A 15,497-nucleotide genomic window follows, 5' to 3' on the forward strand; every position below is an offset into this window, starting at 1 on the left:
TTTCCATCAGTGAAGAAGAGCTGTACTTACGGCTACATTTCACCTTTTTGAAAAGCAAAAGATTTATTAGCAACATATAGAATAAGTAAAGAATGTTATGAAGGCTGTTTAGTTGCTCTTCATAACATTCCATTGCTACAATAGATATACATTTCATGGAAAAAGGGGTTTATAAAGGATGAGCAAGCAACCGATGACACCATTTGAAGCAATCGGCGGTGAACAATGCATTGCAACATTAGTGGATACATTTTATTCCTATGTCAGTGAACACCCTGACTTATCTCCGATCTTCCCGGATGATTTAACAGAAACTGCTAGGAAGCAGAAACAATTTTTAACACAATATTTAGGTGGTCCTAATTTATACACTGAAGAACATGGGCATCCTATGCTAAGAGCACGCCATCTTCCGTTTGAGATTACTCCAAAACGCGCAGAAGCTTGGCTGTCATGTATGGAGCAAGCAATGGATGATACAGGAGTGCACGGTCATATAAGAGAGTTTGTTTTTGAACGTTTAGCATTAACTGCTCAACATATGGTCAATACTCCAAATGAAACAGGTGAAGTGTAATGGATAAGCAGGAAGCAAAGCATATAAATATGCCTTCTCCTTCCACATGCGAGCATAAATCTGTAGAAGCATATTTATTTATTGATCCACTTTGTAAAGATTGCTGGGATATCGAGCCATTTATTATTAAACTATGGCTTGAGTATGGGAAATACTTCTCTATTCGTCATATAGTAACAGGAAAAGTGGACGGGGCAAACGCTTCCTCACACAAATGGAATAAACCTGCTAATATTCGATTTGTGTGGGAAAAGACAACAAGTTTACAAGGTTTTTCATGTGATGGAAAAGTACATATGCAAGAGGCGTCGTCAACACCGTATTTAGTTTCGATGGCAATTAAGGCGGCGGAGTTGCAAGGCCGAAAAGCAGGTTCGAAGTTTTTGCGAAAACTCCAAGAATACATTTTTCTTGAAAATGTATCAAACCCTGACTGTGAATTATTGCTTACATGTGCTAAAGATAGTGGCATTGATGTAGAGGAATTTAAAAAAGACCTACACTCAGTTAGCGCAAAAAAAGCTTTCCAATGCGACCTAAAATTCACAAATGAGATGCATATTACAGAAATACCTTCCCTCCTATTTTTTCATGCAAATTCAGATGAGGAAGGTATTAAAATCACAGGGATTTATTCCTATGATGTATACGTACAGCTATTAAAAGAACTGGTAAAATGCGAAATTGAGCCAGAACCATTACCTCCTTTAGAAGCATTACTAGAAGCAACACAATTTATTTCTTCAAAGGAAATCTCTTTTATATATGACTGCCCTCAGCAAGAAATAGAGCGTGAACTAAAAAAATTACAACTAAAACGAAAAGTACAAATGATTGAAGTGAAGTGCGAGCGTTATTGGAAATGGATAGCAACAGAAAAAGACCTGGTGTAAACACCAGGTCTTTTTCTTTACGGCTTATAAAAATATTAAAGGGGATGGGAGAAATTTTCACGTTCAAACAAAGGGGTATATGTTTGTATGTGAATTCGTTCACGCTTATTATATTACAAGATTCGACGTCAGATGACAACCCCTTTTGTCTAATTTCACATTTTTGTCACATTCTAAACGTTTTCATTCTTGAATAAGCTATAAAAAAAGCAATTTAGGAGGTTTCCTTATGAAAAAATCTCATATTTTTCTTATCTTTCTATGTGTTATTGTTTCTTTTTTCTTGTATATCCTCTCTCTATTACAAGCTTTCCCTAAAATTATTGCCTTTCCTCTTTTATTCGGAGTTATCGTCATCGCTGTCTCTTATTTCAACTATAGAAAACGATTTAAAGGATTTTAATTACAAAAATCAACTGTAAAACTGCCTTCTAATTTAGAAAAAGTAAGGAAATCCTCCTTATTTTATCGACAAATATCGACAAAAACATTTTCAAACAAAAAAGACGAGGATAAAATCCCTCGTCTTTTCTCATTACTTTTCTTCAAATAATAACGCTTCTAATTCATTTAATTTCTCTTCAAATACTTGAAGTGCCTCTTTCACTGGTTCAGGAGATGCCATATCAACTCCTGCTTTTTTCAACACTTCAATTGGATAATCGGAGCTTCCCGCTTTTAAGAATTCGTTAATGTAACGTTCTACTGCTGGTTGCCCTTCTTCTAAAATTTGTTTAGATAACGCAGTCGCTGCACTAAATCCTGTTGCGTATTGATATACGTAATAGTTGTAATAGAAGTGCGGAATACGAGACCATTCTAAACCGATTTCTTTATCGATTACTAAAGCATCCCCGAAATATTTCTTATTTAAATCGTAGTAGATCTCCGTTAACATATCTGGCGTAACCGCATGTCCTTCTTGTACTTTTTTATGAATGATATGCTCGAACTCTCCAAACATTGTTTGACGGAATACAGTACCACGGAATCCTTCTAAATAATGATTTAATAAATATAGACGCTCTTTTTTATCTTCTGTCGTTTTTAATAAATAATCATTTAGAAGCGCTTCATTACAAGTTGATGCTACCTCTGCAACGAAGATTGAATAATCACCGTATACGTGTGGCTGTGTCTTTCTTGTGTAATAACTATGCACCGAATGACCAAACTCATGAGCAAGTGTATATAAATTATTTACATTATCATGCCAGTTCATTAAAATATACGGATTTGTTCCGTATGCACCAGATGAATATGCTCCGCTTCGTTTGCCTTTATTCTCGTACACATCTACCCAGCGATTTTCATATGCTTCTTTTAAAATTTCAACATATTCATCACCAAGTACGTTTAAAGATTTTAATAACAGGTCTTGCGCTTCTTCATACTTCACATTCATTTTCACTTCTTGTACAAGTGGTGTATATAAATCGTACATATGAAGCTCATCAAGTCCTAGTGCACGCTTACGAATATCAATGTAACGGTGTAATAAATGTAAGTTGTCATTTACCGTTTCAACGAGTTGATCGTATACTGCTTCAGGAATATTATTATTGCTTAATGCTGCTTGGCGAGCAGAGTCATATTTACGAATACGTGCATTGAAATTATTACGTTTCACTGCCCCGCTTAACGTACTTGCAAATGTGTTCTTAAATTTCCCATACGTTTCAAATACAGCTTTGAATGCATCTTCGCGAACACGACGATCATCACTTTCTAAAAACTGAATGTAACGGCCATGTGTTATTTCTACCTCTTCTCCATCCTCACCTTTAATAGATGGGAATTTCAAATCCGCATTATTCAACATACCGAATGTATTACTTGATGCACTCATCACTTCAGATGCTTCTGCTAATAACGCTTCCTCTGCCTCAGATAATACGTGCGGGCGTTGACGTGTAATTTCTTCTAATGCATGCTCATATACACTTAGTTCTCGATTTTCTTGTAAAAATGTTTGCAATGTATCTTCTGAAATAGATAAAATTTCAGGTACGATATACGCTGTGCTACTAGATACTTGTGAGTATAAATTTGTTGCGCGATCATTCAGTGCTTGATACACAGAGTTTGTTGTATCTTGATCGTAACGCATATGTGCATATGTATATAGCTTACCTAATCGCATTGAAATTTCATCTTCATATTGCAATGCCTCAAGCAAATTGTCTGCAGAGTCGCCAAGCTTCCCTTTAAATTCAGTTAACTTTGGCAATAGCTCTTTAATAGCTTGGAATTCTTTTTCCCATTCTGCATCTGTTTGGAAAATATCTTCTAATCGCCATGTGCTTGCTTCTTCAATCTCATTGCGATCTGGTAATGTTTTTGCTTTATTTTGTTCAGACATTCTGTAAGCCCTCCTTTAAATATCTCTACTTAAGTACAATTCTGTTTTTCTTATGTAATTCCTTCACGTTCATTCTTTATTATATCCCCTTTTTCTTCTCTCATGTTGAACTTTGTCTCAAATAGAGATAGCGCATAAGTTAGGCAAATCTCATCATATTTCCTAACTTCCTCCTCCGCCTGTAACATAACTATATTCCTCATTTTTCGGTACGTATAAGTCCCTACTTTATGCAACACGCCTACAAAACATAAAAAAGTCATATATTCAGTAACCGCTACTTTCCATATATGTTGTGCAAAATACGGAAGTAGACGCCTCTTCGTATATTTTGCTACATAGTTACATACGTATTGCAGAGAAATATACTCCCCTACCTTAAGCATACCTATACACTTCAAATAAAGAGAAGCTTGCCATGTAAATGGATTTGTTTGAAAAGCAAACGCGGATGGGAGCGGAACACCGATTTCAGAAGGAAAGCTCGCTGGGGTACATTTATATTGATATAAGAGGCGTAGTAGTGACTTATGATTATAATTCCAGATAGATAGAGCGTTTTGCCGAAAATGGTTCTTTTTTCTCTTCCATTCTTGTCCTAATACCTCTTTTTGGAAAGGAACAGAGGAAAAGAGCATGTCAACAGTAGTCGTATCAGTTGGTAAATAAATAGTATGTGAGAAAGAGACATTTGTAGAAAACGGAGTGATAAATGCGCATTTCATAAACGATTTTTGTTTCGGACAGAAGAAAATAAGAAATGGCTGAGGATAAGATTGTAAGGAGAAAGCCAGAAGTGAGGAAAATTTCATCCAATATGCAGATTGCTTTTTTAATTGATTTCCACCAATGATCCAGATGACCTGTATACCAGCTTGCCAATACGAGTATGTTCGTTTAGAAAGCTGCTCTACGGAGAGATTTGCACATTGATATTCAATCGCAATTTTTCGATCCGCTCTCTCTACGTAAATATCTGGCCGTTGCTTGATTACTGGCAGATAATGCTCTATATCGACATGAAAATCTTGATGTTTTAACCATCTATATAACAATTCTTTACCGTGCATATGATACATAGATTCTGCTTCATAAAAGGTAAGACATGAATCCACTTTCTTATGAGCAAAATGCCAGCTCTTTTGTGTTCCTAATTTCATTTGCACTTCTTTTCCGCAAGCTGTACAAAAGAATTTTTCTCGTTTACGCATTTCGCGTAAACGTTCTTCATCCCGGTTATATAATAGATGAATTTTCTCTCCGTTTTCTCTCCTTGCAATAAACATCCACCATCACACCCTTTCAACTTCTTGTATTCTACAATTTACTACAAATTCCTCTCAAAAAAAGAGATGTCCTAAATTAGGACATCTCTTTCTATAATAAAGGTGATAATAACCGATACGTCGATTCAACAATCCGCCTATGAAGACGTCTCTTATGAAATCGGTCAACATGAATTTCACTGGATTCTTCTAAATCGTCTTTAAAATCTTGAACGAGCTTTCGAATGCTACCTGTATCATATAAAAAGGCATTTACTTCAAAGTTTAAATGAAAACTTCTCATATCCATATTAGCTGTCCCAATTGATGCGAGATCAGAATCCACGATGACAACTTTACTATGAAGAAAACCTTTTTCATATTCATATATTTTTACTCCTGCATCTAATAACTCCGGAAAGTACGATCTTGATGCATAAAAGACAGTCCGCTTATCTGGCTTACTTGGCATTAACAAACGAACATCAATACCAGCAAGTGCAGCTACTTTTAATGCAGATAAAATATCATCATCTGGGATAAAGTATGGTGTTGCAATCCAAATCGATTTCCTAGCTGAAGCAATCATTGCAAAATATAAATGTTTAATTGTTTCCCATTTATTATCCGGTCCACCTCCAACAAGTTGGACTCCGCCCCAATGATCACCCTCAACTGCTTCCGCTTGTAAATATTCAGGTGCTAATACCGCCTCACCAGTCATATAAAACCAGTCTTGAAGGAAAATTAGCTGTAAACTTTGAACTGCTTCACCGCGTAAATATAAATGCGTGTCTCGCCAAAAACCGAAATATTTATCCTTCCCTAAATACTCATCACCAATATTTAATCCACCTACAAACCCTTCATTTCCATCTATAATAACGATTTTTCGGTGGTTTCGATAATTAATTTTATCGTTTAAAATTGGAAAGCGCACAGGGAAAAATGGAATCATTTCTACTCCTGCATCATTCAATTCTTCAATATACGAATTTGATAATTTAAAGCTTCCAACCGCGTCGTATAAAAAACGAACGACAACGCCTTCTTTTGATTTTTTTATTAAAATATCTTTAATTTCTGTACCGAGCTTGTCATCACGCACAATGTAATACTCCATATGAATGTGGTGTTTCGCTCGATTTAACCCATCTAAAATTGCCTGAAACGTTTCGTCTCCATTTGTTAATGTCCTCGTTTCAGTTTGAAATGAAATATTTAAAGCACCTAGTCGATCTGCTAAACGAAATAACAATTCTTGATGCTTATGATTTCGTAAAATCCGTTCTTCGTAATCTTCGTGTCCCTTATATTGTAAAAACGCCTGTTCATCGAGTAATGCCTTCTTTTGGAACATTCTTTTTCTACGAAAATTTTGTCCAAATAAAAGATAAGCAAAGAAACCGAACACCGGAAAAATACCTAGTACGATTAACCACGTAAGTGTTTTAGACGGATGGCGGTTTTCTAAGAAAATAACACATCCAATTAAAAATGCGGAAACCGTAAATAAAATACTAATAATACCTAAAATAGAAACATCCTTTATCCCAATGACATCCGAATAAAATGCTACATCAATAAACATGCGTAATGAAACAAATAATGCGAACAATAGTAGAAAAAAGAAAAGTAGTTTTAACGTGTTTTTCATCTCTTACCTCCTTACTAAGAAAGCCTTCCTATTCTTCATAAAAAAAGCCGATTTCATACTATAGAAATCGGCCTACATTTTAGGAGGGAAATTGTTGCGAATTGTCTCAAGCGCACGCTCTTTCACAACCTGTTTCCCATACTCACTTACACGGTGAATCGTTAAAGTAGATTCTTCTCCATATTCTAAAACAATACTTAAAATACGATCAATTTCTTCTTCATCATGTAGCACTTCATCGAATTCCACATATACATAATATCGGTCCTCAAATGAATGTAATTCATCTTTTATATCTTCAAAGATAAGACGATGACTTAATGAAATAACATCTTCAAAATCATTAAACTTAATTAAAAAGCCAAACGTACCATCTTCATTAAAGTTTGTTCCTACTTGTTCTTCTACCTCTTCCACTAATTCTTGCTGGAATAATGATTCGATGCCTTCATCTAGAGGAATGTCTATAATTTTGTCTACACCTATTGGTAGTTCCAGCTTTTGTCCATCCTTTGAAAGCTCCGCTTTCGTTACAAGTACTTCAATCCCTTTATCGACTGCTTGCACTTGGATCCATAACGGCCCATCGATAAAGAAATCATCATGATCACGAGCTTCGTCCATCATCTCCCAAAAGAGCTCTTCACTTCGTTCGCGATCATACCAAATTTCTTCACGATTAAACCCTCTATCCTCTATATCAATGTACGTAATAAAAAATTTCATCGTATGGTCATTAATTCTTTCAATATCCAAAATACAACGCTCCCTTCCTGCTTAGAATTGTTATGAAGGGATTCCCCACTCATATGACAAAACAATAGATTCTTGTACTCTCATTTTATGATAAGATTCTCCAGAAGGGAAATAAAATCGATTTATTTTACAAAAATAGTTATATACCTATCTGTATTCGACTTTTTACATAAAGTGAAACAATAATCAGTATTTTTTTCATCCTCCACTGATTATTAGCTCGCACCAATCGGAATAAATATACCATTATACTAATTCACTGCTCGCAAAAAATTTGGACATACATTCCCATATTCCCTCGTACACTGTAATAAAGTGAAACTTCTATTAGAGGTGATTATTTTGTCCCTGGGAGCGCGGGATCAAAACTAGACAAACTTTCTTCACCACATACATATATTTCGCTTATTAAAACATCATAAATGGAGGCAGACGAATGGACTTAGAGTTTTTAACATCTGTACTACTGATTGTCGGTATCGATGTTGTACTAGGTGGCGATAACGCAATTGTCATCGCACTAGCTAGCCGAAATTTACCTGAAGCAAAACGAAATAAAGCCATTTTGATTGGTACTATGTTAGCAATTGTGCTACGAATTCTCCTCACGATACTAGCTGTCTATTTACTTGATATCCCATTTTTACAACTCACCGGCGGAATTTTACTTACATTAATTGCGGTCAATTTACTCACTGATAATAACAACGATCTTTCTTCTATCAAAGGAAAAACGACTTTATTCCAAGCTGTGCGTACAATTGTATTCGCGGATCTCGTTATGGGGTTTGACAATGTTATTGCCATTGCAGGAGCAGCTCACGGAAGACTTTCACTCGTAATTATCGGTTTATTCATTTCTATCCCGATTATCATTTGGGGAAGCAAACTTATTTTAATACTCATGGAACGCTTTCCATTTCTCATTTATTGCGGAGCAGCAGTTCTCGCCTATACAGCAGGAAAAATGATTACACATGAAGACAGACTTGCAACGTTTTTTCATCATAATCCTAGTTTTGCCACAAGTATCCCTTATTTGTTCATTTTCACCATTTTATGCATAGGCTTTATCGTTCAACAAGTGCGATTACGTAATGTTAAACAGTAAAAAAAAACCTTCTACTCTATAATAGGTAGAAGGTTTTCATATTATTATAATTAATTTACAAGACGCTGTGCTTCACGTAATTGGAACGTTCTTACTGTACGTGGTAAGAAACGACGGATTTCATCTTCGTTGTAACCTACTTGAAGGCGTTTTTCGTCAATCATAATTGGACGACGTAAAATACCTGGATAGTCACGAATCATCTTATATAAATCTTGAAGTGGTAAAGACTCTAAGTTCACATTCAATTCTTGGAAAACTTTTGAACGAGTAGAAATAATCTCATCCGTTCCGCTTTCTGTCATACGTAAAATCTCTTTAATCTCATCAATCGTTAATGGATCTGAGAAAATATTACGTTCTGTATAAGGAATATGATTTTCCTCTAGCCATAATTTCGCCTTTCTACAAGACGTACAGCTTGGAGAACTATATAATGTTACCATACAAAGCTCACTCTCCTTAAAGAGTACAAATTCTGTACTAATTACAGTTTAAATTTCTAACTTCCGCAATTTTTCGCGATAACTTGTCTTATAGCAAAGTAAAAAATCGCAATTCATGTAAGCAACAATAATTACTTTTAATAAGTAACTTCTATAATCATTATACAATAGTTTTTGCAAGAAATATACAGTGAATTTACTGCTAGTTGAGAAAATTTCTCCGTGTACTCCACTGCTATGCAACATGATTATACTCAGTAAAACTGTCCTTTAACAACGGTCTTCAACCCTTTTGATACTTACTTTCTACAATAATCTTCACTTGATATACAATTACAGTTTCATAATCTTCCCCATTAAAAAGAGAGCGTTTTCTTACCTTTTCCCAACAAAACAATTGAGAAATGTAAGACTCTAAAGGTTAGAAACAAAAAGGAACATTTGTTCTTATTTTAACAAATCTCTCCGCTCATGTCTATATGCTTTCTAAAGTAAATCGAATATTTTTCTGACATTTCTTTCTTTTTTACCATTTATCTCATACAATAAAAATACAGACAGACAAAGGGGGAATTTGCATATGATCGCTTTTTTTACTGATTTTATCATTGTTGCTACCCTCATCATCGGAATAACAGCATTGATTGGTGTCATTACAAATAGCATCGGTGAAAAACTCTTTGGTGGGAAAGAAAAAATGAAGTTTGTTAACAAAAGTTTAGATGTACAATCTGGCTGGAACCAAGTTGGCGGAAAAGGCATTTATAAAAAACGTACGTACTAAAAAAAGCAGGTAATTACCTGCTTTTTTTTGTTATTTTCCTACTGATGCCCATTTGAAGCTTACTTCGCCACCATACTTATGGTTGTACATATCTTTAATTGTTTCTCTTTGTAAATATGCTCTACCACGTTGATATACTGGAACAATCGCAGCGTCATCAAGTAACATTTTTTCTGCTTCAAGTAAGTTTTTCCAACGAGCATTTACGTCGCTTCCATCTTTCTTCGCTTTCATAATAATCTCATCGTACTTCGGATTAGAATACTTCATTTTATTTTGTGCCCCATCAGTTACGAACATATCAAGATATGTAACTGGATCTGGGAAGTCTGCACTCCATCCAGAGAATGACATTACAAAGTCGCCCGCATCTTCTAATTTTAGTTTTTGCGCGAATGGTTGTTGTTTAATTTTCACTGTTAAACCTGGTAAATTCTTTTCTAACTCACCTTTTAAATATTCACCAGTTTTCTTCGATAATTCAACGTCTTCATTTAATAGCTCTAATTCAATTTCGTTTTTACCAAGCTCTTTTTTACCAGCTTCCCAATACTTTTTCGCTTCTTTTACATTTGGTTTTACAATATCTCCATTTTCAACACGGAAATCTTTTTTATCCGGTCCTTTAATGAAATTGTCAGGAATTAATCCCGTCGCTGGCTTAGAACCGTTATTTAATAATGTATCAACGAATGGTTTACGGTCAAAACCAAGGGAAATTGCTTTACGAATATTTTTATTTGCTAAAGCTGGATCTTTTTGATTTAAGCGAAGGAAGAATACAGAAGTATCTTCTACCGTTTTGAAATCTGGTTTTCCTTTATATTTATCGATGAACTCTGCTAATAACGTCGCTCGATCGACTGCGTTTGTTTCATATAAATTAATTGGCGTAGACGTATCTTTTACAATATTAAAGTTTACTTCCTCAAGCTTCACTTCTTTATTGTCCCAATATGATGAGCTCTTTGTCATTTTGAAGCTACGTTCATGTTGCCAATCACTTAATGTAAATGGTCCGTTATAAAGTGTTGTATTTGCTTCTAAACCAAACTTCGCCCCTTGCTCTTTCACATACTTTTCATTAACAGGATAGAAGATCGGATAGACCATTAAATCAACAAGATATGGAATAGAATTATCTAATTCTACTTCTAGTGTATGATCATCAATCGCTTTTACACCTAATTGGTCTGGACTCATCTCTTTTTTATTAATTTTCTCAGCATTTTTTATATCGTACATAATGTAAGCCGATTTCGCAGCTGTATCTGGATTAATTGCTCTTTGCCATGCATACACGAAATCTTTCGCCGTTACAGGTTCACCATTTGACCATTTTGCATCTTCACGTAATTTAAATGTATACTTTTTACCGTCTTCTGACTTTTGGAATTCCTTCGCTACACCTGGAACTAATTTATCGTCTTTCCCAAGGCGGTATAGGCCTTCCATCGTATTGTTCATTACTTTTGAAGAAACTGCATCAGCTGATAACGCTGGGTCCATCGTTGGAATTTCTTGTGTTTCAATTAAGTTAATAACTTGCTTCGCACCGCTTTTCCCGCTATCCCCTTTTGCGTTCGCTTGCGGTTCATCTTTTTGGTAGCCACATGCCCCTAAAATCATGCTCATTGCTACTGTTGATGCTACAAAAACTGGTATCTTTTTTTTCATACTTCCACCCTCCCAAAAAAATGTTAGCCCTTTCATTTTCAAACAGAAAGAAATATATATATGTTCTAACAATTCGTATTATACACACAAATATATTCTTTGTATATTTATATTTCTATTTTATTAAAATTTTCTGTTAACACCACGTGCATTTGTAAACGTTTCACATTGCGTTTTTATTGAACTAAAGTGTTAAAAATGACCATTTTTATACTTTTCTAAATTATCAGAGAAAAATAAATTTTATATTCTATAATATCTTATGCATAATTATTCCTCCTTTTTTGTCATAAAATGAAGGTTTATTCATATTGAAAATATGTAGGCTAAAATAAGTGCAAAGGATATGAAAGTGTGTTACGATACACTTTGCTAAAAATAGATATCGGTAAAGAGGGGACGGACATGACAGCAATTCGCTCAAAAAACGGGCCAACAGAGAAATTAAGTTTATTCTTATTAACATGGCCTATTTTTCTAGAAGTTTTTCTTTTTATGCTGATGGGGATCGCTGATACTTTCATGTTAAGTGCATTATCAGACGATGCTGTATCTGGGGTTGGTGCAGCGAATCAATACCTTCATATCGCGATTTTAGTACTAGAAGTCATAGGGAATGGTGCAGCTATCGTTGTATCCCAATACCTCGGTTCTAAACGCTTTATGGAAGCATCAAAAATATCAGCATTAGCCGTCACATTAAATTTAGTGGTCGGACTCATTATAAGCGCTGGTTTTCTTTTATTTTCAAAACATATGATGATGGCAATGAATTTACAAGGCGATGTACTAACGTATGCACAAAGCTATCTATCCATCGTCGGAGGAGCTATTTTCCTTCAAGCTATTATTAACTCATTAGCCGCAATTATCCGCGTTCACGGCTTTACAAAGCAAGCAATGTTTGTTTCGCTTGGAATGAATATTATTCATATCGCCGGAAACTACGTACTTATTTTCGGGAAATTCGGTTTCCCTGAACTTGGTGTGCAAGGAGCCGCGATTTCTTCCGCTGTCAGCCGGTTAATCGCACTTATCATTTTCTTCTGGTTACTGTACCGCGTTATGGAATACCGTGTGAAATTACAATATTACTTCACTTTATCAAAAGAATATGTTGGAAAAATTTTGAAGATCGGCATTCCATCTGCATTCGAACAAGTCATGTATCAAGCTTGTCAAATTGTCTTCTTATATTACGCAACATACTTAGGTACGGAAGCGTTAGCTGCAAGACAATACGCTACTAACATTTCCATGTTCACTTATTTATTCGCCATTGCTATCGGTATGGGAACAGCTATTATCGTTGGACGCCTAGTTGGCGGAAATGAAAAGGATGAAGCTTACACACGCGTATGGAAAAGTGTACAATGGGCGATTGGTGTAACTTTATTTATGGTCATGCTCGTTGTTACATTCCGCACACAATTAATGGGACTATTTACGGATAATCCTCATATTATCGCTCTAGGGGCAAGCGTTCTTTTACTAAGTGTACTACTTGAAACAGGACGGACGATGAACATCGTCATCATTAATTCACTTCGTGCAGCTGGCGATGCAAAATACCCTGTTTTAATCGGCGCATTCTCCATGGTGTTAATGAGCTTACCACTCGGTTACTTTTTCGCCTTCCATTTAGACATGGGGCTCGTTGGTATTTGGCTAGCGATTGCTATCGACGAATGGACGCGAGCAATTATTATGTTCTTCCGCTGGAGAAGTAGATCGTGGGAAAATTATGCACTTGTTAAACCAAATGAGCAAGATGAGAGTGTTTCTGTTCAGGCGCAGTAAAATAAAAGTGTTTCTAAATGAAGAAAAAGGCGGCTGGATTTCAGTCGCCTTTTCTTCATTCTTGGAAACTCTTAATTTGCTGTCTTTAAACAGAAAAAGAACTTGGATAAAATCTCTTTATACTAAATTAAGTTTAATTAGTATAAAAAAATAGAGCCATCCTTCTGTAATAGAAGAATGGCTCTACTTTATTATTGATAGATTTCTTTATATTTCTTATACTCTGCTTCAGAACATAATACAAAATGTCCTGGGCGAATTTCACGCATTGTTGGTGCTTCCTCACCATATTGATGTTGAGATGGATCGTATACGATACGTTTACGATTGCGCTCATAATCTGGATCTGGAAGCGGAATTGCAGATAGTAGTGATTTTGTATATGGATGCATTGGATTCGCATATAACTCTTCACTTGTTGTCAACTCAACGATTTGACCACGGTACATTACACCAATGCGATCACTAATGTATTTTACCATTGATAAATCATGGGCGATGAATAAGTATGTTAAACCTTTTTCTCTTTGTAACTGTTTCAGTAAGTTTACAACTTGCGCCTGAATCGATACGTCAAGTGCTGAGATTGGTTCATCAGCAATGATAAATTCAGGTTCTACAGCTAGCGCACGAGCGATACCGATACGTTGACGTTGTCCGCCTGAGAATTCATGCGGGAAACGGTTCGCGTGCTCTTTATTTAAACCAACTGTATTTAATAATTCATGAACACGGTCCATACGCTCTTTTTTGCCTTTTGCTAGTCCGTGAATATCAATACCTTCTGCGATAATATCCCCTACTGTCATACGAGGATTTAATGATGCATATGGATCTTGGAAAATCATTTGCATTTTACGGTTGAACTTCTTCAGCTCTGCACGTGATTTTTTACCATGTACATTTTCACCATCGAACAACACTTCACCAGCAGTTGCATCATATAAACGAATAATCGTTCTTCCAGTTGTCGATTTACCACAACCTGATTCTCCTACAAGACCAAATGTTTCTCCGCGGTAAATATCAAATGAAATATCATTAACCGCTTTGACAACACCACCACTCACGTCGAAGTGCTGCTTTACATTTTTTACTTCAATTAATTTCTCACGTTGTTTAGTCATGTTGTTCACCTGCTTTCATTTGAAGAATGCGTTTTTCAACGACTGCCGGTGGTTTTACTTCTGGAGCTTGCTCGTGAAGTAACCAAGTTGCCGCATAGTGTGTATCACTTACTTTAAATAAAGGTGGGTCCATTTCAAAATCAATTTTCAATGCCTGCGGGTTACGTGGTGCAAAAGCATCACCCTTTGGCGGTTTTAATAAGTCTGGAGGCGTTCCTGGAATCGCATATAGCTCGTCCTCTGCACCATCTAAGCTTGGCATAGATGCGATTAAGCCCCATGTGTATGGATGTTTTGGATTGTAGAAAATTTCATCAACAGTTCCAATTTCAACAACTTTACCAGCGTACATAACCGCAACTCGGTCTGCAACGTTTGCCACTACACCTAAGTCATGCGTAATGAAAATGATTGCTGCTTCTGTTTTTTGCTGAATGTCCTTCATAAGTTCTAAAATTTGCGCCTGAATTGTAACGTCTAGCGCTGTTGTCGGCTCATCGGCAATTAATAATTTCGGGTTACAAGCTAACGCCATCGCAATAACTACACGCTGTCTCATACCACCTGAGAATTGGTGAGGATATTGTTTTAAGCGCGCTTCTGGATTCGGAATACCTACAAGGTCGATTAATTCTAACGCAACTTTACGTGCATCTGCTTTACTCATCCCTTGGTGTTTAATAAGGCCTTCCATAATTTGATTTCCAATTGTCATCGTTGGGTTTAATGATGTCATTGGATCTTGGAAAATCATCGCAATATCTTTACCGCGTACTTGTTGCATTTCTTTTTCTGTTAGTTTCGTTAAGTCACGACCTTCAAATACGATTTCACCGTTTTTAATACGCCCTGGAGGATTCGGAATTAATCCCATTAACGCTTTAGAAGTAACTGATTTACCAGAACCAGATTCTCCTACAATCGCTAATGTTTCTCCTTTTTTCAAATCAAAAGTAACACCGCGTACAGCTTGTACTTCACCTGCATGTGTATCAAAGGAGACTTGCAAATCTTTTACCTCTAGCAATGTTTTCATTTTTAC

14 protein-coding genes are annotated in these 15,497 nt (G+C 35.9%); 6 read left to right on the forward strand and 8 right to left on the reverse strand.

Annotation, left to right across the window (positions count from 1 at the left end):
• The first annotated feature begins 178 nt into the window (after positions 1–178).
• From B5P40_RS07215 to B5P40_RS32695, 3 genes are all read left to right on the forward strand, one after another.
• The gene (locus tag B5P40_RS07215) at positions 179–577 is read left to right on the forward strand and encodes a globin domain-containing protein (protein ID WP_000043388.1); all 399 of its coding nucleotides are present in this window, start codon (positions 179–181) and stop codon (positions 575–577) included.
• A complete protein-coding gene (locus B5P40_RS07220) occupies positions 577–1,470 on the forward strand; it encodes a ClpXP adapter SpxH family protein (protein ID WP_002125944.1) in 894 nt (297 codons plus the stop codon). The genes B5P40_RS07215 and B5P40_RS07220 overlap by 1 nt, the downstream gene beginning before the upstream one ends.
• Positions 1,471–1,699: 229 nt before the next feature.
• Positions 1,700–1,873 (forward strand): hypothetical protein, encoded by a 174-nt coding sequence (locus B5P40_RS32695; RefSeq protein WP_000748141.1) that lies wholly within the window; start codon positions 1,700–1,702, stop codon positions 1,871–1,873.
• A gap of 132 nt (positions 1,874–2,005) precedes the next feature.
• On the opposite strand, the gene pepF is transcribed toward B5P40_RS32695, so the two are convergent.
• The 4 genes from pepF to mecA form a co-directional block, all read right to left on the reverse strand.
• Positions 2,006–3,832, reverse strand: a complete 1,827-nt coding sequence (gene pepF, locus B5P40_RS07225) for an oligoendopeptidase F (RefSeq protein WP_113709029.1) — start codon at positions 3,830–3,832, stop codon at positions 2,006–2,008.
• Between the two features lie 50 nt (positions 3,833–3,882).
• On the reverse strand, positions 3,883–5,118 hold the full coding sequence (locus tag B5P40_RS07230) for a competence protein CoiA (RefSeq protein ID WP_078214020.1): 1,236 nt from the start codon (positions 5,116–5,118) through the stop codon (positions 3,883–3,885).
• A gap of 91 nt (positions 5,119–5,209) precedes the next feature.
• Positions 5,210–6,754, reverse strand: a complete 1,545-nt coding sequence (locus B5P40_RS07235) for a cardiolipin synthase (RefSeq protein ID WP_002064255.1) — start codon at positions 6,752–6,754, stop codon at positions 5,210–5,212.
• Between the two features lie 72 nt (positions 6,755–6,826).
• A complete protein-coding gene (gene mecA, locus B5P40_RS07240; RefSeq protein ID WP_002011351.1) occupies positions 6,827–7,510 on the reverse strand; it encodes an adaptor protein MecA in 684 nt (227 codons plus the stop codon).
• 436 nt (positions 7,511–7,946) lie between these two features.
• On the opposite strand from mecA, the gene B5P40_RS07245 reads away from it, so the two are divergent.
• On the forward strand, positions 7,947–8,621 hold the full coding sequence (locus B5P40_RS07245; protein WP_002030376.1) for a TerC family protein: 675 nt from the start codon (positions 7,947–7,949) through the stop codon (positions 8,619–8,621).
• 50 nt (positions 8,622–8,671) lie between these two features.
• Here the strand turns inward: B5P40_RS07245 and spx are convergent, their stop codons facing one another.
• On the reverse strand, positions 8,672–9,067 hold the full coding sequence (spx, locus tag B5P40_RS07250; protein ID WP_002011348.1) for a transcriptional regulator Spx: 396 nt from the start codon (positions 9,065–9,067) through the stop codon (positions 8,672–8,674).
• A gap of 580 nt (positions 9,068–9,647) precedes the next feature.
• Here spx and B5P40_RS07260 point away from each other — a divergent pair.
• Entirely contained in the window at positions 9,648–9,851 is a 204-nt protein-coding gene (locus B5P40_RS07260; protein WP_000559981.1) for a hypothetical protein, read from the forward strand.
• Positions 9,852–9,881: 30 nt separating this feature from the next.
• Here the strand turns inward: B5P40_RS07260 and B5P40_RS07265 are convergent, their stop codons facing one another.
• Complete coding sequence (locus B5P40_RS07265; protein WP_002125935.1) at positions 9,882–11,528, reverse strand: peptide ABC transporter substrate-binding protein; 1,647 nt, start codon at positions 11,526–11,528, stop codon at positions 9,882–9,884.
• A gap of 354 nt (positions 11,529–11,882) precedes the next feature.
• Here B5P40_RS07265 and B5P40_RS07270 point away from each other — a divergent pair, with 354 nt between their 5' ends.
• A complete protein-coding gene (locus B5P40_RS07270; RefSeq protein WP_113709030.1) occupies positions 11,883–13,328 on the forward strand; it encodes an MATE family efflux transporter in 1,446 nt (481 codons plus the stop codon).
• Between the two features lie 191 nt (positions 13,329–13,519).
• On the opposite strand, the gene B5P40_RS07275 is transcribed toward B5P40_RS07270, so the two are convergent.
• Positions 13,520–14,455, reverse strand: coding sequence for an ABC transporter ATP-binding protein (locus B5P40_RS07275; protein WP_002086978.1), 936 nt, complete (start codon positions 14,453–14,455; stop codon positions 13,520–13,522).
• Positions 14,448–15,491, reverse strand: coding sequence for an ABC transporter ATP-binding protein (locus tag B5P40_RS07280; RefSeq protein ID WP_002011337.1), 1,044 nt, complete (start codon positions 15,489–15,491; stop codon positions 14,448–14,450). Before B5P40_RS07280 ends, B5P40_RS07275 begins: the two co-directional genes overlap by 8 nt.
• Between the last annotated feature and the right edge of the window lie 6 nt (positions 15,492–15,497).

Source organism: Bacillus sp. SRB_8, assembly GCF_003264205.1.
In the GTDB taxonomy this organism is placed as follows: Bacteria; Bacillota; Bacilli; order Bacillales; family Bacillaceae_G; genus Bacillus_A; species Bacillus_A mycoides.

Excerpts from the sequence above, each read along its gene's own strand:
- B5P40_RS07235 (WP_002064255.1), bottom strand. The coding sequence starts at position 6,754 with ATGAAAAACACGTTAAAACTACTTTTCTTTTTTCTACTATTGTTCGCA.
- B5P40_RS07245 (WP_002030376.1), top strand. The coding sequence starts at position 7,947 with ATGGACTTAGAGTTTTTAACATCTGTACTACTGATTGTCGGTATCGAT.
- B5P40_RS32695 (WP_000748141.1), top strand. The coding sequence starts at position 1,700 with ATGAAAAAATCTCATATTTTTCTTATCTTTCTATGTGTTATTGTTTCT.
- B5P40_RS07220 (WP_002125944.1), top strand. The coding sequence starts at position 577 with ATGGATAAGCAGGAAGCAAAGCATATAAATATGCCTTCTCCTTCCACA.
- B5P40_RS07265 (WP_002125935.1), bottom strand. The coding sequence starts at position 11,528 with ATGAAAAAAAAGATACCAGTTTTTGTAGCATCAACAGTAGCAATGAGC.
- B5P40_RS07275 (WP_002086978.1), bottom strand. The coding sequence starts at position 14,455 with ATGACTAAACAACGTGAGAAATTAATTGAAGTAAAAAATGTAAAGCAG.
- spx (WP_002011348.1), bottom strand. The coding sequence starts at position 9,067 with ATGGTAACATTATATAGTTCTCCAAGCTGTACGTCTTGTAGAAAGGCG.
- B5P40_RS07260 (WP_000559981.1), top strand. The coding sequence starts at position 9,648 with ATGATCGCTTTTTTTACTGATTTTATCATTGTTGCTACCCTCATCATC.
- B5P40_RS07215 (WP_000043388.1), top strand. The coding sequence starts at position 179 with ATGAGCAAGCAACCGATGACACCATTTGAAGCAATCGGCGGTGAACAA.
- B5P40_RS07230 (WP_078214020.1), bottom strand. The coding sequence starts at position 5,118 with ATGTTTATTGCAAGGAGAGAAAACGGAGAGAAAATTCATCTATTATAT.
- pepF (WP_113709029.1), bottom strand. The coding sequence starts at position 3,832 with ATGTCTGAACAAAATAAAGCAAAAACATTACCAGATCGCAATGAGATT.
- B5P40_RS07280 (WP_002011337.1), bottom strand. The coding sequence starts at position 15,491 with ATGAAAACATTGCTAGAGGTAAAAGATTTGCAAGTCTCCTTTGATACA.